The sequence below is a fragment of the Methanoregula sp. genome, assembly GCF_003170075.1.
Lineage (GTDB): Archaea > Halobacteriota > Methanomicrobia > Methanomicrobiales > Methanospirillaceae > Methanoregula.
The window spans coordinates 25,762-52,190 of sequence record NZ_PMZU01000042.1 but is presented as its reverse complement, the minus strand read 5'-3'; the positions used below and the strand labels follow the sequence as shown (position 1 = coordinate 52,190).

Sequence of the window (26,429 nt, the reverse complement as noted above, 5' to 3'; positions counted from 1 at the left end):
CACCATTTCCATTCCCGTTAATCACGTGACCCATACCGTCAAACACTACGTTGTCGACCGTGATCCCGATCGCCGGTGACGTGATGTTGACAATGTCGTTCTGCAGGTAATATATGCCGGGGGTGGTGATGTATCCGGGCCCGGTCACCTGGTTCACGGATGCCGGAACATGTAACGGCAACTGGTCGGTTCCGCCGGGTAGGTCATACGCATCGTCACAGATACCGTTGTTATCGGAATCCCCGTGACTCTGCGAGAAGCCCAGACCGTCCGGTTGCGCCCAGTAGTTCCCGCCGATCCATGACCCGCCCACAATGTTCGTGCCGGCAGTCAGCGTGGTGTTCCAGATATCCCCGGATGTTCCCCCATTCGCGATATTGTTGACGTTGTTGAAATAGTTGTTATAGATCGTGTTATCATTGGCGGAGTTGAGATAAATCCCGGACTGCGAGTTTCCCGTCACCCGGCTGTCGGTCAGGGTCATGTCATTGGTAGATGATAGCCCAATCCCATAGGCATTCGAACTGGCATTGACACCTTCAATCGTGCCGTACTGGGTGTTCTGGTACGAGATGCCATAATACCAGTCCGTTACCGTGACGTTCCGCACGGTGACATTGGCCTTCGTGACCAGGATCCCGGTCGTCCCGCCGCTCCCAAGACCCTGGACCGTATGACCCATACCGTCGAAAACCACGTTGCCGGACGTGATCTGGATGCTCGTTCCCGATGAATCCGCCAAAATGTCGTTCTGCAGGTAATATATGCCAGGCGTGGTGATGTAGCCGGGCCCGGTGATGAGGTAATTAATTCCCGTAGTGACGTTGATTGACCCAACATTTGTCGTCATGTCGCTCCCGGCACTGTTCGTTGCCGTGAGGTTGACCGTGTAGAGGCCGGCGGTAGTGTAGGTATAGGTCACATTCTGTGAAGTGGAGAAAATACCGTCGCCGAAACTCCAGTTCCATGCAGTCGGGGTGTTAGTCGAAGTATCGTTGAACTGGACCGTCAGCGGGACGGTGCCGGAGGTGCTGTTGGCGGTGAAGCTGGCGACCGGTATTGATCCGGTAACGTTTGTCAGCGGCAGCCAGTCACCGCCGGTGGTAATATTGCCACTGGCGGAGTATGGCAGGAGTGTATCCCCGATCCCGTCGCTATCGGTATCGACACCGGCATAATCGCTCCAGAAGTTACCCCCGAGATAGGGGCCTCCGATAATATTGGTGCCCAAAGTTCTCGTTGTATTATATATGTTCATACCGACAGGATCCCGCACGTTTTGCGTGTTATTGAAATAGTTATTGTAAATCGTCGCGTTGGATGCACCCGCCGATATGCCAAGCCCGACAGGACTGAATTCGATCGTGTTGCCGTAGATGGTGGAATTGAATGACGCATTCAGCGAAAGGCCCCGCTGGGCATTGCCGATGAGAACATTTCCGCCAATGGTTGTTTCATTTGAATTCCTGACAGCAATACCATGGGCTGTATTATTGACAGCTATGTTGGAGAAGATCCGTGTACCGGTTGCATTGATAATAGCAAAACCGTGATTGTAGTTCAGGCTTGCGTTGTTAGCGAGAATCTCATTGTCCTGAAGATCTGCAGGCAGGCCGTTCAGGTTGATCCCGTTATTGGTGTTGTTGAAGGCAGTGTTGCCCGAGAGCGTGTTGTTGTTGGCTTCCTCGTAGAGCGTAATACCATTGTTCGAGTTGAAACTTGCATCACACGATGAGATTGTGTTGTTGTCCGAGGGTCCATAGGGATACGTGGATGTAAACCCGTCGGAATTTGCCCGGACAACAATCCCATTGATGTTGAAGTCTGCCGTGTTCCCCCATAGGGTGTTGTTAATGGATTCTGCCTCCAGTACCAACCCGGTCCCGTTGTTCTGTTCAAATGTACTGGACCGGACGGTGCTATCTCTTGCAGCATAGAGCCAGATACCGACGGCACTGTTCCCGTTAGCAGTGACGCCGTTCAGGGTGTTATAGTCGGATCCCTCAAGAATTGCAACACCAACACGGTTCAAGGATGCATTGTCCTGAACCAGCGTAATCGAGGATGTATTGTCAAGCGTTATCCCTTCCATCTCGCTGAAGAGGACAGTTGCATTTTCAATGGTCCCTCCCATCACATTCTCATACGCAATGCCCCGGTTCCAGTTTGTGAGGGTCAGGTTCCTCACCGTGACATTGCTGATGATGGCAGGGTATGCAGTTGTTCCGATACCCAGACTGTCCGGGGTCCCGTTGAGCGTATAGCCGCCTCCGCTGATCAGGACATCGGATGACTGGATATTAATGCAGGTACTTCCCGGTGTGCCCTGGACGTCACCGCGAAGCAGATAGGTTCCCGGCGAAGTGATCACGGTACAACTTGCTCCGTCCCATCCGGCCGGAGTTACATTGATGTACGCGACTTTCCGCGTGCTGTTATATCCGCCGGCGTTGTATGCCTGCAACGCTACCGGGTAGATCCCCGGTGTGGTGTAGGTATGCGACGGGTTCTGATCCGATGATCCGGTTGGCATAAGCTGCCACACGTCATCAAAGTACGTAGACATGCCAATACCACCCCTTCCTCCCATCAGTACAATGCTGCCATCCGGCATCGGCACAGAAGCGAATAATTGACGTCCTGGCCACCCGGCACTCGCGTTCACCCGGGTCCACGTAGCTCCGTCATCCGTCGACCGCCACACGTCATTGAAAGATGGATAGCCGCCGTCAGTACCGCCCATAAGCACGATGCTGCCGTCCGGCATCACTACACTACTCATACCGGCTCGTGCCGACCACCCGGCACTCGCATTCACTTCGGTCCATGTAACGCCGTTATCCCACGATTGCCACACGTCATTTGCATAGCCCATGTCGGCATCACCGCCCATTAGCACGATGCTGCCATCCGGCATCACTACGCTACTTTGATCTTGTCGTCCCGACCATCCCGAACTCGCGTTTATCTCCGTCCATGTTTTACCATTATCTATCGACCGCCATGTGTCATTCCTTCTGGGGGGGAAGCTGCTGCCGTCATTACCTCCCATTAGAATGATGCTGCCATCAGGCATTGCCACACTGGTGAGATCGGACCGTGCCGACCACCCGGCACTCGCGTTCATCTCTGTCCAAGTTGCACCCTCATCCGTCGACCGCCACGTGTCATTCTTATTACCGTCGCTACTGCTATAACCGCCCATCAGCACGATGCTGCCGTCCGGCATCACTACACTGGTGGCATCTTGTCGAGGTTTCCACCCGCCATCAGCATTTACATCCGTCCATGTAGCACCCTTATCCATCGACCTCCAGGTGTCACCACGAACGTTAGAGCCGCTGTCAGCACCACCCATCAACACAATAGTGCCGTCTGGCATCGCAACGCTGGTCTGTTGGGCTATTCCTCCCGGGGGTCCAAAGGCACTTGCGTTTACCTCAGTCCACGGCTGCGTGTAGTTCTCGTCACCGAAGAACCATGCCCAGCCGGTTAGAGTGTTCAATGATTGATCGGTAAACGAGACCGACAGTGGTGCTGGACCGGAAGTGACGTTGGCAACAAAGTTCGGGAGGGGTGCCGGAACATGGACCGTGATATAATTCGTCAGTACAGAGAGGTTCGACCCACCGGCATTGGTGGCATTCAGGCTGACGGTATAGCTGCCAACTGAGGTGTAGGTATGCGTCGCGTTCTGGAGCGTTGAGAAGCTGTTGTCGCCGAAACTCCAGTTCCACGAAGTCGGAGATCCAGTTGAGGTGTCGTTGAACTGAACGGTCAGTGGGACTGAGCCTGATGTGACGTTGGCCATGAAGTTGGCAATGGGGGTGGTAATGCCTCCTGTTACATTGACATATCCGACCTTCAGAGTGCTGTTGTACCCGCCGCTGTTATATGCCTGCAGCGCGACGGTGTAGTTCCCCGCTGTGGTGTACGTGTGGCCCGGGTTCTGATCCGATGACCCGGCCGGCTGGAGCCGCCATACGTCATTTCTTGTACTGCCATCATACCCCCCTGTAAGCACAATACTGCCATCAGGCATCGCTACACTGCTGTGGCCAAATCGTGCCGACCACCCGGCGCTCGCGTTTATCGGCGTCCAGGTTGCGCCATCATCCGTGGATCGCCACATGTCATTCGTATTACCGTTTGCGTCAGAACCGCCCATCAACACGATGCTACCATCAGGCATCGCTACACTACTATGATAGTGTCTCGCCGTCCAACCTGAACTTGCATTTACCTCCGTCCAGGTTGCACCGTTATCTGCCGACCGCCACGTGTCATTATAATTGAGGGGACCGTAATAACCGCCTGTCAAAACAATGCTGCCGTCTGGCATTGCCACGCTGCTCTGACCGGATCGAACTGTCCAGCCCGAACTTGTATTCATTTCGTTCCAGGTCACGCCTTTATCTGTTGACCGCCACGTGTCATTTTTAGAACCATCGATGTCCCAACCGCCCATCAGTACGATGCTACCATCAGGCATCGCTACGCCACTAAATTCAGAACGTGTCGACCACCCGGAACTTGTATTTATTTCGTTCCAGGTCACGCCTTTATCTGTTGACCGCCACGTATCGTTCACTTGGGAGCCCCCGGCAGTACCGCCCATCAGCACTATACTGTCATCGGGCATCGCTACACTGCTGAATTCAGAACGTGCTGACCATCCGGCGCTCCCGGTCTGCTGCGCCCAGGTAGCGCCATTATCTGTTGATCGCCACACGTCATTCGATGAAAAACCGCCCATCAGCACGATACTGCCATCCGGCATCACTACACTGCTGTGACCAAATCGTGCCGGCCACCCGGCACTCCCGTTCATCTCCGTCCACGGCTGCGTGTAATTCTCGTCGCCGAAGAACCAGGCCCAGCCGGTGGGGCTGTTCAGCGATTGATCGGTGAATGAGACCGGCAGTGGTGCTGTACCGGAGGTAACGTTAACCGTGAAGTCGGAGATTGGCCGGGGTACCGTAGCGACAATATAATTTGTTCGGAGCAGTGTATTCGATCCGAAGGCATTAGTCGCGTTCAGGCTGACGTTAAAGGTTCCGGTATATCCATAGGTATAAACCGGGTTCAGTGAGTTGGAGAAATTACCGTCACCGAATGACCAGTTCCATGATGTAGGAGAACCGGTTGAGGTGTCGTTGAACTGCACGGTCAGCGGGGCAGAACCATAGGTGACATTGGCCGTGAACCCTGCGACCATAGTTAAATTCCCTTGGGAAAACACCTGGATCCGGTCGTTGCCACTATCTACGACATACACATTTCCAGCAGTATCGACCGCTATCCCATTTGGATATTCAAACTGCCCGGGATTGCTGCCAGATGTTCCCCACTGGGCAAGACACGTGCCGTCTGAACTGAACTTCACAATCTGGTTGTTGTTATCTTCTGTAACATACACATTTCCGGAAGAATCCACCGTGACACCGATGGGTAGCGAGATCTCATTGTAACTGCCTGGTATACCCCACTGGGCAAGATACGTGCCGTCTGAACTGAACTTCTGGATCCGGCAGTTGCCAGTATCTGCGACATACACATTTCCCACTGAATCGACCGCTATCCCCTTTGGATATTCAAACTGCCCGTCGCCACTTCCGGTGGATCCCCACTGAGAGAGATACGTGCCTGACGGATCGAATATTTGCACGCGGTTGTTGTTTGTATCCATGACATACACATTTCCGGAAGAATTGACCGCGATACCTTCTGGGAACCCAAACTGCCCCGGATTGCTGCCATAATATCCCCATTGGGAGAGGTACATACCTGACGGATCGAATATTTGCACGCGGTTGTTGTAACTATCTGCGACATACACATTTCCCACTGAATCGACCGCGATACCTCCCGGAGATTCAAACTGCCCGTCGCCACTTCCGGTGGATCCCCACTGAGAGAGATACGTGCCTGACGGATCGAATATTTGCACGCGGTTGTTGTTTGTATCCATGACATACACGTACCCTGACGAATTGACCGCAATGTCGGTTGGACCCGAGAACTGGCCATTCCCCCTTGGAAGTCCCCATTGCGCCAGTAATGTGCCCGAAAGATCTAACTTCTGGATCCGGCTGTTTACAGTATCTGCGATATACACATTTCCCACTGAATCGACCGCGATACCTTCTGGATCTTCAAACTGCCCGTCGCCACTTCCACCGGATCCCCACTGGGAAAGATATGTGCCTGACGGATTGAATATTTGCACGCGGTTGTTGTTTGTATCCGTGACATACACATTTCCGGAAGAATCGACCGCTATCCCATTTGGATATATAAACTGCCCGGGATTGCTGCCATATGCTCCCCATTGGGAGAGATACGTGCCTGACGGATCGAATATTTGCATGCGGTTGTTGTTTGTATCCGTGACATACACGTACCCTGACGAATTGACCGCTATCCCATTTGGATATATAAACTGCCCGTCGCCACTTCCACCGGATCCCCACTTGGAGAGATACGTGCCTGACGGATCGAATATTTGGACTCGGTTGTTGTTTGCATCCGTGACATACACGTACCCTGATGAATTGACCGCTATCCCATATGGATATTCAAACTGCCCGTCGCCACTTCCGGTGGATCCCCACTGAGAGAGATACGTGCCTGACGGATCGAATATTTGGACTCGGTTGTTGTTTGCATCCGTGACATACACGTACCCTGATGAATTGACCGCTATCCCATATGGATATTCAAACTGCCCGTCGCCACTTCCGACGGATCCCCACTTGGCAAGATACGTGCCATCCTGACTGAACTTCTGGATCCGGTGGTTAAAAGTATCTGCGACATATACATTTCCGACAGTATCGAGAGCGACCGACGTGGGATCAGCCAACATTCCCGGACCTTGAGAACCGGATCCCCATTGCCGGACATAACTATAGGTCTCGTTCGGGTTGTTTTCGGCAATGGTAATATAATCAGGTTGATTCAGGGTGTCTGAACCCGCTGAATTTGATGCCGTGAGGGAAACAACGTAATTGCCAGGGGTAGTGTAAGTATAAACCGGGCTCTGGTCTGTTGAGGATCCACCATCCCCAAAGTCCCAGTTCCAGCTCGTCGGATTGTTCGTAGAAGTATCAGTGAAATCCACGGTGAGCGGTTCTGTGCCGGAAGTAGGCGTTGCAATGAAACCAGCGACGGGAGGCGGCGATGTAACCGTGAACCCACTGGCGAGCGCACCGAACTGTCCGTCCGGGTTTGTGACCACAACATTATAGGGGCCCGGCGTTTTGCCGGTCAGGTCGAATGTGGCTGAGTCAATATCCGTGGAAGATGCGACATTTATACCAGTTGCAGTGACCGCTCCTGTGTCCACGATCTCCAGCGCGTTGTCACCCTCGCTTGTCACATACGCATAGTTGCCGGAAACGTAGACGTTTGAGGGATTATTCAGGTAGGGTGGGCTACCCTCACCGGCAGTTAAACTCCCCGCATGGACAGGATTCGTGGGGTCAGTCACATCCACAATCTCCAGCGCGTTGTCCCCCATGCTCGTGACATACGCATAGTTGCCGGAAACGTAGACGCCCGATGGCTGATCCAAGGATCGGTAGGGGCCGCCTTCTTCTCCGCCCCCACCGGCGGTTATGCTGCCTGCATGCTGGGGATTCGTGGGATCGCTCACATCCACAATCTCCAGCGCATTGTCCCCGACACTTGTCACATACGCATAATTGCCGGAAACGTACACACTCGATGGCTGATCTAGGTAGGGTGGGGAGCCATCACCCGCAGTTAAGCTCCCCACATGGACAGGATTCGTGGGATCGCTCACATCCACAATCTCCAGCGCGTTGTCCCCCATGCTCGTGACATACGCATAGTTGCCGGAAACGTACACACTCGATGGCTGATCCAAGAAGGGAGGACCTTCTTCACCCTTTGTTATGCTTCCCACATGGACAGGAGTTGTAGGAGTGCTGACGTCCACAATCTCCAGCGCGTTGTCAACCTTACTTGTCACATACGCATAGTTGCCGGAAACGTACACACTCGATGGCTGATCCAAGTAGGGAGGACCTTCTTCACCGGTTGTTATACTGCCGGCATCAGATGGATTCGCAATTACCGGGGTCAGCATCACGCTCGCACCGTTGACAAAGTTAGTGCCGGCGATATCAGTGATCGTGACGGGCCCAGTGTTGGGAGCTGTTGACGGCGTGATTCCGGTAACGGTTGGTGATCCAGAGACGCTATAATTAATGAGGGGGAGATAATCGGCGCTGGTCGTCATACCGTTCGTATACGGCTGATCACCGAACCCGTCGCCGTTCAGATCAACCCCGGTGTAATCGCTCCAATAATTGCCGCCTATATACGGGCCTCCTATGATGTTGGGACCGGCTGTCTTTGTCGTATTCCAGATGTTGCCATCCGGCTCGACGACATTCACACCGTTCCTGAAAATATTATTATAGTAAGTATTGGAGTTGGGATAGAGATTGTATATTCCCCACGAGTTTCCAAGGAAGATACTATTCCGGATGGTATTGCCATTATTGCCGGATGCCTGTAAATAAATCCCGGAAGCACCATTGCTCGAGGAATTGACATTGAAGATCTGGTTGTTGTAAGAATTTATAAGTTCGATACCGTCTTCAGAATTTCCGGAGTAATTGCTGTAAGCAAGGGTATTGGAGTTTGTCCCGTTATCAAGAGTAATTCCATCAGAGTTCTGGTAAGCAGTAATATTTGTGATGATGTTGTTCGAAGAGAAGACATGAATTCCATCCGGGTACCACCCGGAACTTCCTGAATCTGTGATGACAAGCCCGTTGAGGAGGACATAATCGCTGTTGACCGTGACCACATCTCCGGCTCCGCCGCCATCAATCACGGGAAAACCGCTGCCGGTGTCATTTCCCTGTATATTCAGTTGTTTATCGATTGTGATACGTTCCGGGTATATCCCACTGTCAACAATCAGTGTATCCCCGGCGGTTGCAGCATCGATCGCTCCCTGAATAGTTGGATAGATCAGGCCGGAATTAAGGTTGTGGACTTCTCCCAACATATAAACGTATTGATCAGCTGATGAAGTCGCTGATACGTAATATGGATTGTTAACGGTGATGTCGACGGTTCCTGCCGAACCTGCCGGCGAAGTCGCTGTGATCTGGGTATCGCTGTCAATCGTAAATGAGGTTACGGCTGTAGTGCCAAAATTCACGGCAGTTGCTCCGGTAAAACCTGTCCCGGTGATGGTAACTGAGGTTCCACCGGTTGTCGGGCCGAATGTCGGACTGATGCCGGTAACTGTCGGGTTTTCAGCATAAGTGAACGTGTCGGCGGATGAAGTTGCGGATGTGCCGTAAGGACCCATGACGGTGATGTCAACGGTTCCTGCCGAACCTGCCGTCGAAGTCGCTGTGATCTGGGTATCGCTGTCAATCGTAAATGAGGTTACAGCTGTAGTGCCAAAATTCACGGCAGTTGCTCCGGTAAAACCTGTCCCGGTGATGGTAACTGAGGTTCCACCGATTGTTGTGCTGAATGTCGGGCTGATGCTGGCTACGATCGGGGGTGATATGACCGTGAATCCGTTGGCGAGCGTGCCGAACGACCCGTCCGGATTGGTAACCACCACATTATACAGCCCGGCTGTCTTATTCGTCAAATCAAACGTACAGGTCATCTGCGTCGATGATTGCCACGTAACACTGGTTCCGGTAACCGTTCCAATATCCACGATCTCAAGGGAGTTACTGTCCCGACTTACGACATACGCGTAATTGCTGGATACGTAAACGCCCGTTGGAGAATGCAGAAGAGCGCCGCCAGCTCCGTGACTAATGCTACCCTTATGGACCGGGCCTGCCGGGTTCGAGACATCCACGATCTCCAGCGTGTTGCTATTGAAACTTGCAACATACGCGTAATTCCCGGACACGTAGATGCTATTAGGGTTATTCAGGAGAGCGCCGCCAACTCCGTTACGAATACTACCCTTATGTACCGGGCTTGCCGGGTTCGAGACATCCACGATCTCCAGCGCGTTGCTATAGGCACTTCCGATATACGCGTAATTCCCGGACATGTAGACGCTAATTGGTCCATTCAGGAGAGCGCCGCCGGCACCGTTACTAATACTACCCTTATGGACCGGGTTTGCCGGGTTCGAGACATCCACGATCTCCAGCGCGTTGCTATCGAAACTTGCGACATACGCGTAATTACCGGACATGTAGACGCTAATTGGTCCATTCAGGAGAGCGCCACCGGTTCCGTTAACGATACTTCCTTTATGGACCGGGTTTGCCGGGTTCGACACATCCACGATCTCCAGCGCGTTACTCTGCGAACTTGCTACATATGCGTAATTGCCGGATACGTAGACGCTTTCCGGTCCATTCAGGAGAGCGCCACCGGTTCCGTTAACGATACTTCCTTTATGGACCGGGTTTGCCGGGTTCGAGACATCCACGATCTCCAGCGCATTGCTAATCGAAGTTAAATATGCGTAATTACCGGATACGTAGACGCTAAATGGCTCTTGAATAAGAGCGCCGCCAGCTCCGTTACTAATGCTACCCTTATGGATCGGGTTTGCCGGGTTCGAGACATCCACGATCTCCAGCGCGTTGCTACCAGCATCTGCGATATACGCATAATTACCTGACACGTACACGCTCCACGGTTGAGATAGGATAGCGCCGCCGGCACCGTTTACGATGCTTCCCTTATGGACGGGGTTTGAATTTGGGGTGAGCATGACGCTGGCACCGGACACGAAGTTCGTACCAGTCAGGTTCGTAATTGAAACCGTTGTTGTGTTGACTCCACTTGCCGGCGTGATGCCGGTTACGGTCGGAGCTGCTGAAACCGGAATGATCATTATCAGCATCAGAATTAAAAAAGAAAGAGACGCGCACAAAACCCTGCGATGTACCTGCACCTGTTTCGCCAAAATACAAAGCAACCCCTATCAAGTCAGGTACTTCATACTATGCTAAATTTATTTACATAATTATAAACGTTATTATTTTAATAAATAATAAGTAAGAGATCTTAAGTAATTTTAGATCTGAATAACAAATAGCGGAAAACGGCAGAATATTCCCATTTGGGTATAATTAGGAGTAATTCGCAATTTTTATAAAGTACCCAATATGAGATTGACAATTGGTATGGCGAAATTTGATTGCAACTGGTGCGGGAAGTGCTGTGCAAGTTTTGGCGAATTTATAAAAATCGAGAGGCAGCTCACGGAACGGGATTATTACTGCCGGTACGGCATTACCAACGAGATCTTTCCCGTCCACGTACAACCTGAATTTGCAGATGAAATCGCGGATGATTTCATCGACTCTGATCCCAAAGAAGCCGATCCTGCCCGCAAGGGGTGTATCTTCAGCCGGAAGAACCCTGCCGGGAAGGGATTTGCCTGCGCGATTTATCCAAACCGGCCCGCTATCTGCCGGGAGTTCGAGTGCTACCGGATGCTGATCCACCATCCCCAGAGCGGCGAAACACGGGGAAAGGTGATCGGCATTAACGAACTCAAGACCAACGACGAGATCCTGGCCGCGATCTGGAAGGAGAAGATCGCGCACATCCCTCACCCGTTTAATGACACTCACGCTTCTTTGAGAAACGCCACGGGGGCCGGATCCCCGGCTGTCCACGGTCATGACAGCCACATCCTTGCCCACATCCAGGATCTGGGCCATGGCGACGACAAGGAATGGGTTTCCGCAGTGATCACCATCCTCGCTGCGCACGGTTATCACGGAGACCCGGTGGAGTAACGACACCATCACAGTTCTGACAGCACGATGAGAAAACACGCATGAAACAACCAGTACTGCCCGACGCAAGTAGTCGGGCAGATCATCCCGGGAGCAGCCGGCATCCCTCCTCAGCTACCGCCTCCCTGTTGGCAGAATATTCCCTGTCGGAATCCCGTATTGTATTCATAAACAGGTGATCCTATTTCCACGCTCCTTTCCCTGAAAAAATACCTTTACCTGAAGATGGGACAATCCCCCGAAGGTGATGGGGCGGCCCTGCATTTCAATTACTTCATGACCGTGTTGATTATCGTCAACGTACTGGCGGTGATCCTGGAGACGGTCGAGCCGCTCTACCAGCAATATGCCCTTCTCTTTATAGTTGTTGACATCATCTCGATCGCCATTTTTACGGTCGAATACTTCATCCGGCTCTGGATCTGCACCCTCGACCCGGCCTACTCCCATCCGGTTACCGGCCGGCTCCGTTATATGGTATCACCATACGCCCTGATCGATCTCTTATCATTTCTGCCGTTCTATATCCCGGCCATTATCCCGGTCGACCTCCGGTTCCTCCGTATCCTGCGGTTGTTCCGGCTCATCCGGGTGATGAAGCTCGGCCGCTACTCCGAAGCGATGAAGACCTTCGAAGTGGTGATCGCAAAGTCGAAAGAAAAGCTGATCCTTGTGCTCTCGATCCTCTTTATCGTTCTCGTGTTGGCGAGCAGCCTGATGTACTATGCAGAGCATGATGCCCAGCCGGAGAAGTTCGCGAGTATCCCGGCGGCGATGTGGTGGGCAATCGTCACACTTGCCACGATCGGGTATGGCGATGTTTATCCTGTTACTATGCTCGGGAAAGTGATCGGGAGCATAGTGGTAATCACCGGGATTGCGATCTTTGCCCTCCCTACCGCCATCCTCTCTGCCGGGTTTATCGAGGAGATGCAGGAAAAAAAAGTGGTGATCTGCCCTGTCTGTGGGCACCAAATTGGCGGCGATCAGAAACAGGAAACGGACGATCCCCCGCTCGATCCGGAAAAACCCGGGTCTTGAAAAAACAAAAAAATTAGTCTTTTTCCGATTTTTCCTTTCCATCAACCAGTGATAGAACCGCTTCAGGAACGTGACGTAATACCTTAACGAGTTCTGTTTGATGGGTTTGCCACGGAAACGGTCGATTTCCTTTTGGTAATCCCCGGGTAGATGTCGTCTGCCGTGTTCTGTTCGAACAGACCGATATACCGGCGCCAGTTCACGAGGACGGACATGATTTTGAAGGCCCGGGGGGCCTGGATGTTGGCAACCACTCTCTGCTCGTCGATGTACTTGGTGATCAGGGCCCAGTCGTACGGTGTGATCCACTGTTTCTCGATCGCGAAATCGAGACGTTTCTCTACCGCATTCGGCTTCAGAATGTGAAAGGCACGGTCCCTGGTGGTGGGTGCGTGCTGACGGTTGTTTTTTTGGTTGCATGCCGGATGGGTGCCCCCGGCATATTCAAAAAGGTAGCGGATGCCGACGGACTTTGTGGATCTGTCGGGATTCTAACCCGAGAAAAGCGACGCCCAGGTCGGAATTCGAATCCGAGTCGATTGCGTGACAGGCAATCATGATAGGCCGCTACACTACCTGGGCACTCATTTACAGTTATCCCGCCTCCCGGATTCGGACCGGGGACATCGCGGTAGCCGCGCAGTTGCCTCTTATAGGCAAACCATACTACAGCCGCGCACTCTACCAGGCTGAGTTAAGGCGGGGCACTCTGCCTAATAATGTAGGGATAGTTTCCTATTAAACATATCGTACGATCGCCCATTTTCATGGGGTGAAAACGGGAAAAACCGGGGCGATGCAGGGTTTCTTTAAATAATCCGGGGGCCTATGAGTTAGTATGGCTCGCAAGGATTTTGCGGGGGATCGTCTTCTTCACCGATAGCCGTGCGCATGAAGACGTGACCGTTTTTGATACGACACTCCGTGACGGGGAACAAACCCCGGGGATTGCCTTCACATTTGAACAAAAAATTGAGATTGCCAGTCAGCTTTCTGACATCGGCGTGCATACGATCGAGGCAGGATTCCCTGCGTCGTCAGCGGCCGAGAAAGAGACCGTGTCTGCCATCAAGAAGCTCGGCCTCTCCGCGAACGTCTGCGGACTCGCCCGGTCGGTTGTGGCCGACGTGGATGCATGCATCGACTGCGATGTCGACATGGTCCACGTGTTCATCCCGACATCGGACATCCAGCGGGAGAACACCATCAACAAGAGCCGGGAGCAGGTGCTCGCGATCACAAGCGAGATCATCCGGTACATCCGCGGGCATGTGGACAAGTGCATGTTCTCGCCCATGGATGCGACGCGGACGGATGCCGACTACCTTGTCGAGGTCTGCCGCACCGCAGCCGCGGCCGGGGCGACGATCATCAACATCCCGGACACCGTGGGGGTCATCTCCCCGTCGGGCATGAAAACCCTGATGGGCCGGCTCGCCCGTGAGGTTGACTGCCCGCTTGATGTCCACTGCCACAACGACTTCGGCCTTGCGGTCGCAAACACGATCGCAGCGGTTGAAGCCGGCGCCTCTCAGGTGCAGGTGACCGTTAACGGCCTCGGGGAACGGGCCGGCAACGCAGACCTCGCCCAGACCGTGATGATCATGGAGGCGATCTACGGCATCCATACCGGGATCACAAAAGAGCGTCTCGTCGAGACCTCGCGCCTTGTCTCCCGGTTCTCCGGGCTTGGCATCCCGCCTACCCAGCCGGTTGTCGGGGAGAATGTCTTCTCGCACGAGAGCGGCATCCACACGCAGGGCGTCTTAAAGTGCTCCGCGACGTTCGAGCCCGGCATCATGACCCCGGAGATGGTCGGGCACCGGCGCCGGCTCACGCTCGGCAAACACGTGGGCAGGCATGCAGTGCGCCAGATGCTTGTCGATGTCCACATCGAACCCAACGATGCACAGCTCGATGCAATTGTCGAGCGCGTGAAAGTAATCGCGAACAAGGGGAAACGGGTGACCGATGCCGATCTCTACGAGATCGCCGAGAGTATCATGGGCATCGAGATCGGGAAAAAGGTGCTCCAGCTCGACGATATCGCGATCATGACCGGCAACCACGTGATCCCGACAGCAAGCGTGCGGGCGCAGGTCAACGGCACCGAGCATGTCTTCTCAAGTGTCGGGAATGGTCCTGTTGATGCGGCGCTCAATGCGATCATCGGGATCCTGCCGGTGAGGATCCGGCTTACCGAGTTCAACATCGAGGCGATCAGCGGGGGTTCGGACGCGATGTGCCACGTGACGATTGCCGTCGAGGACGAGCACGGGCATATCTATGATGCAAGCGGGAGCGGCGACGATATCGTGCTCGCCTCGGTCGATGCGCTCGTGAACGCGATCAACCTGACCAACAGGGACTAAAACCACCCGTCTCCTTTTTTATAAAACGGCGTTCAGACAGGTACGGCAGGATCAGCAGCCACCCGCTTATCAGAAGATCCTGCACATGAAGATGACTGAAAAAACCAATGCTGCCCTGTGACGGGTCACACGCCGGTAAAAAAGTTATGCGGCATTCGGGGCGCTCTTGCCCTCGAGTGCTGCCTTAATCTGGCTCTGGAGCTGCTCGAACTTGCCCTGAAGCATCTTCTCCTGTTTCTCTAACGATTTAATCCGGAGTTCGAGGGTCTCCACCTTTTCGGTGAGTTTTGTGGTGACATATTCCTTCTTCTTCTGCACCATGACCGTCCCGATGCTCATGTACATGGGGGTTTCGTCGCCAGCGTCGGTGACCTCTTCCTGTGCACGCTTGGCCTCGCGTACCGCCATCTCGTACTGGGTTTTCTGTGAAAGGACGGTCTGGAGCTGCTGCTGCACCTGCTGGAGCATCGCAAACTGGTTCTGGACTTTTGGGGGAATGTTCTGCATAATCGTATCTTCCGTATCAAGTTTCATTTCCCAGCGATAAAAATGATTCCGCACGTGTCATTGGAGCGGTAATATCCAGAAATTTCCGTTCAGGACGAAAACTGCGCAGATACCAGGGATTTTCAGGAGAACTGCTGCATCTCGTCAGCAACGCTTACGAGGCGCAGGAACATATTGAGCGCCGCCCGGAGCGCCGCGAGATCCTGCGCCTCAACGTGCAGGACCAGCGTATCGGTCCCCTCGACCCAGGCCTGCGTCGCAGAACGGGGATTCACATCCTCCTGTAACTCCGGAAGAAGCGAGCGGTAGATCTGATCGGCGTGATCGGTCGTAAACCTGAACAGGGCTTCATGCTGCGGCACAGGATTACCTCATAAGGTATATGGGAAAAACAAGGATAAAAAAGGAAACTGCCGGTTCTTCCGGCACTACATAACATTACCTGGCTTTCAGCTCTTTTATTGCTGCGCCGCGTTCTTTAAAGAGAATGCGGTGGCCGCAGTAGGGACACCGGACGTTGACGTCGATCTCCACTTTCTGTTTGCACCGTGCGCACTTGTAGGTACTTGCCATTATAAATCCCACTTACTGGGTCTTTCCTTCAACGACGTTAGTGCGGTCGATGGCACGGAGGGCAACACGGAGGGCCGGGGTCTCGGGCTGGTATGCGCCGCCGGCAAACTTGAACCCGCATTTCCGGCATTCCCAGATACCCGTGCCTCTGCGCTGAACCGACATCGTATCGCACTTCGGGCACAGGTGATCTGCCCGGGAGATCTTTTCCATCTCTGCGACTCGCTTGCGCACAAATCTTCCGTATCTGCAGCCAAAACGCCCTGCACTACCGGTTACTTTTCCTTTTGCTGATTTTTCAGAGCTTGCCATGATGAGTATCCACCGAATTGACTTTCTATATTTGTCCTCGTAATTAATATACTTGATTGAGGATCTTTACCTGTCCTTCGCCTTTGCTGATCTTGTTTATCAGATCGTAAAATTCGCCCTGAATGCCGGCCGGGATCCGCACGACGCAGACCCATGACCCGTCTTTCTGCCACTCGTCTTTCTCCATAGTGCACGCCGCCGCAATATCCCCGTATGCGCGGGCAGCGTTTTCGGGGGGGATCCGTATTGCAAGACGAAGTTCCTCGAACCGTATCGGCAGGATCGGGCGCAGCGCCTTGACGGTCTCCTTGACCAGTTCGTCCAGGTGCTTGAACGGATCGATATTGACCCGGGCCTCTTCCATCGCTCTCTCGATACGGGCCGGTGGGTGAGGGTGGCCGGTCTGGGGATTGATCGAGTTCCGGGCGATAAACGTGATGACCTGCCGGCGCTTCTCCTCGGTCATCTCCTTACGCTGGTCAGCAGTAAGGTGAATCTCACCTTTTTCGATGATCTTCTTTGCCACCGTTGCAAAGTCCGTGGTGTGGAAGACCTTTTCAAGCGATTCATCGGATGCCCGGGTTCCCCTTGATGAATTCCCGAATATGTCGAGGGCCGCGACTACGTCCTCAATGTTGAGGTTCTCTCCCTGTCGTACGCGGGCGGCAAGGTGGGGTTCGACCAGGATTTCAAACCGTTCCCCGAAACTTTCCAGACGGGCTACCACCGCGTTCTCAAGAGAGATCATACCGGATCACTGTTTGAACTGTTCGACGTACGATGCGACTTCTTCTTTTGTCATCTTCTTGAAGGCTGCATCGCTCTTTTCAACGATGCCGATCTCCACGGTGTCGACATCGAATTTGCCTTCGGTCGCCGAGTGCAGTGCCTTGAGGCCGAGAAGGATCGCATCCTTAATAGAGAGGCTTGCCGTGTATTCCTCCTCGAAGATTTTCATTGCCGCCGGCCTGCCGATACCGATACCGGTCGCCTTGTACTCAAGGAGCGTGCCGGAGGGGTCGGTCTCAAAGAGCCTGCACTCGCCATCGCTGACGCCGGCAATCAAAAGTGCCGTGCCGTACGGGCGGATGCCGCCGTACTGGGTAAGAGTCTGCATGTGGTCGCAGAGTTTCTTTGCGAGCGCCTCGACCTCGATCTTCTCATCGTAGGAGACCCGGTTGATCTGGCACTCGACCCGTGCCCGGTCCACAAGCGCACGTGCATCGCCGACAAGACCGGAGGATGCAACCCCGATGTGATCGTCGATCCTGAAGATCTTCTCGATCGATGCTGCTTCAAGCAGCTTGGAACTGATGCGTTTGTCGACGATAAGGACAATCCCGTCCTGTGCCTTGATACCGACCGCAGTGGTACCGCGCTTTACTGCCTCCCGGGCGTATTCCACCTGGTACAGCCTGCCGTCAGGCGAAAAAACGGTGATCGCCCGGTCATAGCCCATCTGGTATTGTGGTTGCATGTATTTTCTCCAGATCTTCTGTTGTTAAGAACAATCGGCGTGTATTTTTAAATCCCTTTTCTATGACATCAACCTTATGACCGTGCCATACGACCGGTTCGACCGGGGTCGTGCCGAACCGGTATTCGCAGGGATCGGCGTCAGGCACTCCTTCACCGGCACCATCGTGAGCCGGGACATCGGGTTCCTGCGGCACGAGCGTTGCAATCCGCTCCCGCAGGCTCTCGATCGTCCCCGATACCGCGATTACTCTCACGGCAAGGGTGCAGTCCCGGCATGTGGAAAGCGTCGAGAGGGCGATCGCAAACTCGCGTTCGGCACCCCTGCGGCAGCGCAGGATCGCGTGCCCACTCTCAATCGCAAGCACCGAAGGCTGCATGGCTGCCGCCGCCATATCGCCGAAGAGCGAGACCACCGCCTCGTACACCGCGTAATAGAGATCCTTTGTCTCAACAGGCATGCCTGCCGGGTCGATACGGGCGAGAAGATACCGCCGTTTTTCCCGGAGCGTCGGGGGTCGGATGCTCATGTGATCACCTTCACGACACTCTCGGTCGGTCCGGTCACCCGGCTAACCCCGGCAAGCACCGCTTGGACGTCAGTCTCATCCATGCCAAAGAGCGAGCAGAGGCCGGTGGCTTCACGCACGGCCCTCATGCCGAGAACCGACCGTGCCGAAGACGAGATGGTGAGCGGGAACTCGAACCTGCGGTACAGGATCATCAGGTCGATATACCGGTGGATCGCTTTCTGCCGGAGGTGCCCGCGCCCGAAAATAAGAGGGGACAGGTCAATGTCAAGGGCAGTGTTGTTGTCCGCCGCAATCTTTGCCGCCACGTGATCGAACGCACGCTTGTCGGCGGCATGGATGCCCCGCAGGATGTGGACGCCGTTTGTGCTCGCGACGGCACGGTTGAACCCGTTGTCCCCGACCTGTACGGCAATGACCGCCCCGGAGCCCCTGCACTTTTTCACCCGGCTCTGGACGTCCTTTGCCGGGATGCCGGCAAGGAAGATACCGGGGATCACAGTGATACCGCAGACCTCGGCAGCCGGCGTGTCTGCTGCGACAATACTGTCATACCCAAACGAGCGCGCTTCGAGCGCAAACCTGCGGATCGACGAGTCACCGACAGGATACGGATAAACACAGGCATCGGTGATCTTCATGAAGATACCATTGCCATAAAAAAGATAAGATTATTTGCCCTGGTTGGCATGGGAGCGGATGCTCGGGCGGGTTTTCTCGGTGCCCCGTCCCCGGGTCCTCATACCACGTCCCTTGCGTCCCGCAGAGGTCTTGCCGCGCTCTGCACGGCCACGGTGGGCGGGGTTTGCGAGCCATGCAAGGTTCTTGTCTGCCCGGATGGATGGGTGGTGGCCGTCAACGAGGATAACCTCGTAATACTTCAGTTTCCCATCCTGGCCAACCCAGTACGAGTTGAGGACTTCCATGTTCGGGTACCGACGGGATGCGCGTTCCTCGGCGATCCGCTGGATGCTTTTACCCGGCGTGAGCTTGTTCTTGCCCATGCGTGCGGACCGGCGTGCCCGGACGTACCGGGAAGCACGGCGGCCACCGCGGCGTACCTGGACGCGGACGACTGCGATACCCTGCTTCGCCTTGTATCCGAGCGAGCGGGCGCGGTCGATACGGGTCGGGTGCTCAAGACGGGTGACGCTGCCCTCGCGGCGCCACTCCTGCATCCGGTCCCAGAGCATTGCTTTTACTTCGGACTTGTCAGGTCTTGCCCATGCGTCCCTGACATACGCATACATCGATTTTACCATGTGTTATAACACCTCAAGGTTCGGCCCATTACAGGCTACATTCCTTTTCTAACGGGACGAATCCCGCATTCTTATAAAATGGATCCGGGGGAGTATTAAAGTACACGGGCACTGCGCGGGCAAACACGGAAGGGGATGGGAAATTACTGCACCATCACGCGGCAGCCGGTGTTACCCCTTTGCGCTTTTCCACAACCCGTATGCCTTCGATCCGGGTGACGGGGTACTGGCCGTGCTCGTCCTTCTCTGCGGACTTGACCATATCCCAGATGGTGAGGAGCGCGACCGAGACGCCGGTCAGGGCCTCCATCTCCACGCCGGTCTTGCCGGTGGATTTTGTCCTGACCACCGCTTCGATAAAGCCGTCGCCTTCGGTAAAGTCAACGGTAATGGCGCCAAGCAGGATCGTGTGGCACATTGGGATGATGCGGGGCGTCTCCTTGACGGCAAGAGTGGCGGCAACGCGGGCCGTGGCAAGCACGTTTCCCTTGATGACCGTTCCCTCCCGGATGGCCTCAAGTGTCGCCGGCCGCAGGTAGATCCTCCCTGTTGCCACCGCTTCGCGCACGACATCTGTCTTTGCGCTGATATCCACCATCTGTGCCCTGCCATCGGAAATATGGGTAAACTCGACCATTACATCTGCCTCCTGAACAATTCTCCGGGGATCCGGTCAACGAGATCTGACGCAAGCATCCCCTCGCCCCACTCTTCTGCTACGCGCTCCCCTGCTCTCCCGACCGCGTACGCGGCGATGCAGGCTGCCTCAAATGCCGGCAGGTGGCAGAGGAGCGCACCCGTTACCCCGGCCAGCACATCCCCGGTCCCGCCCACACTCATCGCCGGGTCGCCGGTCCGGTTAAACCTGACCCGGCTGCCATCGGTGATGACATCCACCGGCCCCTTGAGGAGGATAGTGCCGCTGAGGGTAGCCGCCGCAGCCTTGGCCGCCCGCGCCCTCCCGCAGGCATCGCTCGCATCCCCCGAAAGCCGGACGCCGGAGATACGGGTAAATTCCCCTGCATGGGGAGTATATATAGTCTCGCCGCAGGCTTTCGGGAGCGGGAGCCGGAGGGCATCGGCATCGAAGACCGCTTTCCTACAGTGCGGGGCGACCGCGAGCACGACCTCGTGGCTCTCCGTCCCGATGCCGTTCCCGCAGACGACAACGTCCACACGTTCCGCGAGCGCGATGAGCCGTTCCGTATGCTCATCGCCGATCCGGTCTCCCGACAGCCGTTCGTAGATGAGGTCCGGCACCGGCTCAAAGACCGGTGACGCGATCCTGACGATATCGGCTCCCGCACGGAGCGCCCCGAGACCGGAGAGGTACGGTGCGCCCTGGTACGGCCCGCCGCCGATCACGAGCACTTCGCCCCCGACCCCCTTGTGGCTTGTCCTCTTCCGCACCGGGATCAGGGTCAGGTCCCCGGGCCCGGTGCATATCTCCGCCTCAAGGGGGATACCGATATCCACGACCTCCGACCCGTCCACCTTGGGCCGGTGGAACGCGCAGATCCTGTCGGCCCGCATGCCGGGTGAAGGGAGATCTGCCGCGATAATCTTTGCCCTAGATGCGTTTACCATCGCCACGCAGGTCGCAAGGGGTTCCTTTGGCGTCCCGGCAGCCCCGGTCCCGAGCAGGGCATCGACGATCACATCAGCCTTCGAAAACAGGGAAGAGAGTGCCCGTAGATCATCGGTGGACACAAACGGGTGGAGCGTCACCCGGCAGCCTTTGAGCGCCGCCAGCTGGTGGGTACAGGATGGGCTGCGCGTTCCTGAATCAAGATAACAAACTGTGGTATCCACCCCGCGCTGGAGGTACCGGGCCGCCACCATCCCATCCCCCCCGTTGTTGCCCCGGCCGCAGAGGATTAACACCGCGTTCGGGCGAAGTGCGAGCACGGATGCCGCAAGGGCCTTTCCCGCGCTCTCCATTAACTGAAGGCCGGTTACCCCGAGCGCCTGTGCGTTTGCATCCACCGCACGCATCCGCTCATAAGTAATGATTCCGTCCTCAAGAAACTCTTCTGCACAGGCTGTCAGGTCGGGCATTATGACACACTTCATCTGTATTGACTCCATAAATAATAGGTAATGGGTTTCTCTGATGATGTGAAGGCGGCCGCCGAACAGATCACGGCTGCGCACGAGATAACCATCATCTCCCACATCGATGCGGATGGCATATCCAGTGAAGCGATCCTCTCGCAGGCGATCTCCCGGCACGGGATCACCGTCCGCTCCGTTTTTGTCCGGCAGCTCGAACCGCTCACCATGCCGCAAGTGCCTGACGATCCTTCCTTAAAGGTCTTCACCGACCTCGGGGCCGGCCAGCAGAATCTCCTAGCCGATCGAGGTCTCAGAGAGAAGGATTTGCTGATCGTCGACCACCACGTAAGCCAGCCCGGCGATGTCCCATTCCTGCAGGTCAACTGCCTCCCGTACGGGTACACAAAAATGAGCGCTGCAGGAGTCGCCTATTTCATCGCAAAGCAGATGGACGAGGCAAACATCGACCTTGCAAAACTCGCGGTGGTAGGAAATGTCGGTGACATGATGGCCCGGGAGACCCGCGGACTTGTCGGCCCGGCCCGGGAGCTGATTGTCGAGGATGGCGTCCGGCACCGGTCGGTAAAGGTCTGTAAAAAAGACCTCAACTGCTACGGCACCGCGACCCGGCCGGTCTACCTCTCGCTCGCGTACAACGACGACCCGTTTGTGAAGGGGATTAGCAACAACCCCGAGGGTGCAAAGCAGTTTTTGAAGAAACTCGGGATCGTGCAGCAGACCCAGAACGGGCGCTGGTATGTCTGGGAGGAACTCGGCGACGATGACCGGCGGACGATCACATCGGCACTTGCCGAGCAGCTGATCGCAAACGGCGATAGCGTCGAACGTCTTCTCGCGGAGACCTACCGGTTCCCGGACGAGATCCCGAGGACCCCCCTGCGGAATGCGCAGGAATACGCGACGGTCCTTAACGCCTGCGGAAGGTGGACAAAACCCGGCATCGGGAGCGCGATCCTCCGGGGTGACCGGGGCCAGGCCTACCGCGAGGCCGAGCACATGCTCGGCAACCACCGGGCAATTATCCGGAACCTGCTCCAGTATATCATCGAGACCGGTGTCACCGAACTGGAGAACGTCCAGTACATCAGTGTTGGGAATAAGTTCCCGGACACCATTGTCGGGATCGGGGCGGGCATGGCCCTCTCGAAGCTCAACGCCCAGAAACCAATCCTGATCATGTGCGAGGTGCCTGAGGACAAGAATCTCACCAAGGTCTCGATGCGCACGACCGAGAGGGTCATCGAAAAGGGCATCGATCTCCAGAAAGCGATCAGCGATGCCTCGGCAGAATATGGCGGCGGGGGCGGAGGGCACAAGATCGCTGCCGGAGCGTTTATCCCCAAGTCCGCTGAACAGGAGTTTGTCAACCGTGTCAACAGGATACTCGGAGAACAGTTCGCTTGCGCGGGTGCAGGCAATCGCTGATTACCAGTTCGGGAACCTCGCAGGAACCGGGCTCTTTCCCGAAGGCTGCGAGTTTTTATTCTCGACGACGGGACGTATCCGCCAGATCATCTATGGCGGAACGAGGCTTGCGACCGTCAGGGCATCGGACGGCCGACTCACCCTCGGGATCGAGGGAGCACGACGGCTCCACGCGCTCCTCCCTGCACCCGGCTACCGGGTCGTGATCCGTGACGATGTCGCGGAGTTTGTGGCACAGGGAAAAAATGCGTTTGCAAAGCACATGGTCGCCGCGGACCCGCAGATCCGCGCGGGGGACGACGTGCTGGTGGTCGCAGGTGGAGATCGGCTCATTGCCTGCGGCGCTGCGCTCCTTTCAGGCGCGGAGATGCTTGCATTTAATTACGGTGTAGCGGTAAGAGTACGACAAGGGAGTGAAAAAAATGCTTCCGGGAAACATCAACCCGCGCCAGATGAAGGCGATGATGAAGAAGCTCGGCATGCAGGTCGAGCCGATTGAAGACGTCCAGAGTATCGTGATCAAGACACCGAAGGGAACATACACGTTTGATTCCGCCGAAGTGAGCTCGATGACCATGCAGGGGGTCACGACCTACCAGGTCACGGGAACGCCGCGTTTTGAGCCGGCAGCCGTCGAGATCCCCGCAGATGATGTCGCGATGGTCGCCGAGCAGGCGCAGGTTTCGATTGAGAAGGCCAAGGAAGCGCTTGTCGCGACAAAAGGCGATATCGCCGAAGCGATCGTGAAACTCTCCTCGCCATGATCGAGGCAGGGGACCGCGTCCTGTTGGTTGGCGAGGGAAGAGAATTTTTTGTCCGGGCGGGCCAGGGCACGCTCTCGACCGATAAGGGCCAGCTGGATCTCGGGCCGGTTGTCGGGGCAGCGGCCGGTGACGTGTTTACCACGCACACCGGGGCCAGGTTCGTGCTCCGCATCCCCCGGCCCACGGACTTTTTCGTGCACGGGAAGCGCTCAGGCGCCCCGATGCTCCCAAAAGACATCGGTCTCGTGATCGCGTATACCGGCATGAACCGGAACGACGAGGTGCTCGATGCGGGGACAGGCAGCGGGATCGCGGCGATCTATTTTGGCGGGATCGCGGCGCACGTGAAGACCTACGAGGTCAGGCCCGACTTCTCCGCACTGGCACAGAAAAATATCAAGGAAGCAAAACTCGACAACGTGGAAGCGGTTGCCGCAGATGTCCTCACCGCTGAAGGCATCTATGACGTGATCCACCTCGACCTGCAGATCGCAACCGAGCACGTGGCCTTCGCGTTCGACCACCTGCGGGCCGGGGGATACATGGCCTGTTACACGCCGTTTTTGGAGCAGATGGCAATCGTGGTCGATGCGGCGCAGGAGCGGTTCCCGGAAGTTCATACCCACGAGCTGATCGAGCGGGAGATGACCCGGTCGAAGCGGGGGACCCGGCCTTCGACGAGTATCAGTCATTCGGGGTATATCACGATTTCGAGGAAGTAAGAGATACAGTGTAAAAAGATGATTTTTTTTTCGGTTATTCCCGGATCGCATGCCCGTTCTTACCCACATCAAAAACGATCTTCTCATACAGGAAACCGGCTTTCTGGAAGATAGGTACATTAGGTCTGGATGTGCATATAATCCTGAAAGGAGCTCGCGCGGGAGGAGTTGCCACGCATCACATCATTTCCATCGGGGATTTTGACCGCAGCGCAATCGATCGTCTGCTGGATCATGCACAACAGATCGAGAAGAAGAAATATAACAAAAATGCCCTCGACGGTAAAATTCTTGCCGTCCTCTTTTTTGAACCCAGTACCCGTACACGGATGTCCTTTGAGGCCGCGATGGCGCGCCTCGGCGGCACCTCCATCTCGGTGAGCAGTGTCGAGGCCTGCTCGATGTCAAAGGGCGAGACTCTTGCCGATACGATCCGGGTGGTAAGCGGGTACGCGGACGCGATCGTCATCCGCCACCCCAAGGAGGGCGCGGCCCGGCTTGCTGCGGAGTTTGCAAAAGTGCCGGTCATAAATGCCGGGGACGGCGCCGGCCAGCACCCGTCCCAGACGCTCCTTGACCTCTACACCATCAGGCATTCGATGCCGATCGATGGGATCGATGTGGCGCTGGTGGGAGACCTGCGGTACGGGCGGACGGCCCACTCACTTGCCTCCGCCCTCTCCCTCTATGGCGTCCGGCTCCACACGATCTCTCCCCCCGGGCTCGAACTGCCACCCTCCCTTGCCGCAAGTCTCGCGGAAAAAGGCATGGAGATCATCATGCACACCGATATCGCCGAGGTAATTAACGATGTGGACGTCCTCTACGTCACGAGGATCCAGCGGGAACGGTTCCCGGACTCGGCCTCGTACTTCAACGTCGCCTCCAGTTACCGGATCACTCCCGAACTCCTTGCCGGGGCAAAAAAGCACCTGATCGTCCTGCACCCTCTCCCGAGGGTGGACGAGATCGACCCAAGGCTCGATGCCTCGCCCCATGCCCGGTACTTTGAGCAGTCGAAAAACGGCGTGCCGGTGCGGATGGCCATGCTGCTGGATGTGATGGGATGAAACGCATCGTACCCGCAGAGACCGGCGATGACGAGGGTGAGGGCCTCCTTGTACGGAGGATCAAAAACGGTACCGTGATCGATCACATTGACGGTGGCGAGGCGCTCAATGTGATAAAAATCCTCGGAATCGTCGGAACGACCCCGGAGGCGCTCTCGATCGCGACCAATGTCCCCAGCCGGAACATGGGCAAAAAGGACATTGTCAAGATCTCCAACAGGGAGCTCTCAAAAGAAGAGGTGGACAGGATCGCGCTTATCTCCCCCCGGGCAACCATCAATATTATCAGGAACTTCAAGGTCTGCGAAAAACAGGGCGTCGAGATCCCGACGATGATTGTGGGAAGCGTAAGGTGCCCGAACCCCGGTTGCATCACCCGGACAAACGAGCCGATCAAGAGTAGGTTCGAGGTACTCCCCGACGGGAAAGGCCTGCGCTGCCTTTACTGCGATTCAGTCATTACAAAAGACCTGCCCAGTTATATCATATGACGGGGTGTCCGTGCAGGATAGCCCGCCC

The 26,429-nt window shown here is 55.6% G+C and carries 21 protein-coding genes and 2 tRNA genes; 9 read left to right on the top strand and 14 right to left on the bottom strand.

The window, feature by feature from the left end; genetic code table 11:
• Positions 1–10,867 (bottom strand): NosD domain-containing protein (locus QZN75_RS05130; RefSeq protein ID WP_292425632.1); only part of this gene is annotated, 10,867 nt, incomplete at its 3' end.
• 292 nt (positions 10,868–11,159) lie between these two features.
• On the opposite strand from QZN75_RS05130, the gene QZN75_RS05125 reads away from it, so the two are divergent.
• Both QZN75_RS05125 and QZN75_RS05120 read left to right on the top strand, forming a co-directional pair.
• On the top strand, positions 11,160–11,780 hold the full coding sequence (locus QZN75_RS05125; protein WP_292425629.1) for a YkgJ family cysteine cluster protein: 621 nt from the start codon (positions 11,160–11,162) through the stop codon (positions 11,778–11,780).
• 225 nt (positions 11,781–12,005) lie between these two features.
• Complete coding sequence (locus tag QZN75_RS05120; RefSeq protein ID WP_292425626.1) at positions 12,006–12,821, top strand: ion transporter; 816 nt, start codon at positions 12,006–12,008, stop codon at positions 12,819–12,821.
• A 509-nt stretch (positions 12,822–13,330) separates the two neighbouring features.
• Here QZN75_RS05120 and QZN75_RS05115 read toward each other — a convergent pair.
• Together QZN75_RS05115 and QZN75_RS05110 are read right to left on the bottom strand one after the other, a co-directional pair.
• A tRNA-Asp gene (locus tag QZN75_RS05115) sits at positions 13,331–13,403 on the bottom strand.
• Between the two features lie 15 nt (positions 13,404–13,418).
• Positions 13,419–13,525, bottom strand: a tRNA-Tyr gene (locus QZN75_RS05110).
• Positions 13,526–13,675: 150 nt separating this feature from the next.
• Here QZN75_RS05110 and QZN75_RS05105 point away from each other — a divergent pair.
• A complete protein-coding gene (locus tag QZN75_RS05105) occupies positions 13,676–15,193 on the top strand; it encodes a 2-isopropylmalate synthase (protein ID WP_292425623.1) in 1,518 nt (505 codons plus the stop codon).
• Between the two features lie 144 nt (positions 15,194–15,337).
• Here QZN75_RS05105 and QZN75_RS05100 read toward each other — a convergent pair whose 3' ends face one another.
• From QZN75_RS05100 to QZN75_RS05050, 11 genes are all read right to left on the bottom strand, one after another.
• The gene (locus QZN75_RS05100) at positions 15,338–15,700 is read right to left on the bottom strand and encodes a prefoldin subunit beta (RefSeq protein WP_292425635.1); all 363 of its coding nucleotides are present in this window, start codon (positions 15,698–15,700) and stop codon (positions 15,338–15,340) included.
• 122 nt (positions 15,701–15,822) lie between these two features.
• The gene (locus tag QZN75_RS05095) at positions 15,823–16,062 is read right to left on the bottom strand and encodes a KEOPS complex subunit Pcc1 (RefSeq protein ID WP_292425620.1); all 240 of its coding nucleotides are present in this window, start codon (positions 16,060–16,062) and stop codon (positions 15,823–15,825) included.
• Positions 16,063–16,138: 76 nt separating this feature from the next.
• Complete coding sequence (locus QZN75_RS05090; protein ID WP_012107386.1) at positions 16,139–16,273, bottom strand: DNA-directed RNA polymerase subunit P; 135 nt, start codon at positions 16,271–16,273, stop codon at positions 16,139–16,141.
• Between the two features lie 12 nt (positions 16,274–16,285).
• The gene (locus QZN75_RS05085; protein WP_292425619.1) at positions 16,286–16,585 is read right to left on the bottom strand and encodes a 50S ribosomal protein L37ae; all 300 of its coding nucleotides are present in this window, start codon (positions 16,583–16,585) and stop codon (positions 16,286–16,288) included.
• Between the two features lie 43 nt (positions 16,586–16,628).
• Entirely contained in the window at positions 16,629–17,333 is a 705-nt protein-coding gene (locus QZN75_RS05080; protein WP_292425617.1) for a ribosome assembly factor SBDS, read from the bottom strand.
• Positions 17,334–17,339: 6 nt separating this feature from the next.
• Entirely contained in the window at positions 17,340–18,062 is a 723-nt protein-coding gene (gene psmA, locus QZN75_RS05075) for an archaeal proteasome endopeptidase complex subunit alpha (protein ID WP_292425614.1), read from the bottom strand.
• A complete protein-coding gene (locus QZN75_RS05070) occupies positions 18,034–18,591 on the bottom strand; it encodes an Rpp14/Pop5 family protein (RefSeq protein ID WP_292425610.1) in 558 nt (185 codons plus the stop codon). The genes psmA and QZN75_RS05070 overlap by 29 nt, the downstream gene beginning before the upstream one ends.
• Entirely contained in the window at positions 18,588–19,232 is a 645-nt protein-coding gene (locus QZN75_RS05065) for an RNase P subunit p30 family protein (protein ID WP_292425607.1), read from the bottom strand. The genes QZN75_RS05070 and QZN75_RS05065 overlap by 4 nt, the downstream gene beginning before the upstream one ends.
• Positions 19,233–19,262: 30 nt before the next feature.
• Positions 19,263–19,853 (bottom strand): 50S ribosomal protein L15e, encoded by a 591-nt coding sequence (locus QZN75_RS05060; RefSeq protein WP_292425605.1) that lies wholly within the window; start codon positions 19,851–19,853, stop codon positions 19,263–19,265.
• Positions 19,854–20,007: 154 nt separating this feature from the next.
• Complete coding sequence (gene moaC / locus QZN75_RS05055) at positions 20,008–20,490, bottom strand: cyclic pyranopterin monophosphate synthase MoaC (RefSeq protein WP_292425602.1); 483 nt, start codon at positions 20,488–20,490, stop codon at positions 20,008–20,010.
• A complete protein-coding gene (locus tag QZN75_RS05050) occupies positions 20,490–21,926 on the bottom strand; it encodes an NAD(P)H-hydrate dehydratase (protein WP_292425599.1) in 1,437 nt (478 codons plus the stop codon). Before QZN75_RS05050 ends, moaC begins: the two co-directional genes overlap by 1 nt.
• A gap of 27 nt (positions 21,927–21,953) precedes the next feature.
• Between QZN75_RS05050 and QZN75_RS05045 the strand changes: the two genes are divergently transcribed.
• The 6 genes from QZN75_RS05045 (at position 21,954) to pyrI (ending at position 26,401) form a co-directional block, all read left to right on the top strand.
• Positions 21,954–23,354: a DHH family phosphoesterase gene (locus tag QZN75_RS05045; protein WP_292425597.1), complete on the top strand. Its 1,401-nt coding sequence runs from the start codon at positions 21,954–21,956 to the stop codon at positions 23,352–23,354.
• Positions 23,299–23,853 carry a PUA domain-containing protein gene (locus QZN75_RS05040; protein ID WP_292425595.1) on the top strand — a complete coding sequence of 185 codons (555 nt, stop codon included), beginning with the start codon at positions 23,299–23,301 and terminating at the stop codon, positions 23,851–23,853. Before QZN75_RS05045 ends, QZN75_RS05040 begins: the two co-directional genes overlap by 56 nt.
• A complete protein-coding gene (locus QZN75_RS05035; protein ID WP_292425592.1) occupies positions 23,777–24,118 on the top strand; it encodes a nascent polypeptide-associated complex protein in 342 nt (113 codons plus the stop codon). The genes QZN75_RS05040 and QZN75_RS05035 overlap by 77 nt, the downstream gene beginning before the upstream one ends.
• Positions 24,115–24,840 carry an rRNA adenine N-6-methyltransferase family protein gene (locus QZN75_RS05030; RefSeq protein ID WP_292425589.1) on the top strand — a complete coding sequence of 242 codons (726 nt, stop codon included), beginning with the start codon at positions 24,115–24,117 and terminating at the stop codon, positions 24,838–24,840. Before QZN75_RS05035 ends, QZN75_RS05030 begins: the two co-directional genes overlap by 4 nt.
• A gap of 131 nt (positions 24,841–24,971) precedes the next feature.
• Entirely contained in the window at positions 24,972–25,910 is a 939-nt protein-coding gene (pyrB, locus tag QZN75_RS05025) for an aspartate carbamoyltransferase (RefSeq protein ID WP_292425586.1), read from the top strand.
• Positions 25,907–26,401 (top strand): aspartate carbamoyltransferase regulatory subunit, encoded by a 495-nt coding sequence (gene pyrI / locus QZN75_RS05020; RefSeq protein WP_292425584.1) that lies wholly within the window; start codon positions 25,907–25,909, stop codon positions 26,399–26,401. The genes pyrB and pyrI overlap by 4 nt, the downstream gene beginning before the upstream one ends.
• The last annotated feature ends 28 nt before the right edge of the window (positions 26,402–26,429 follow it).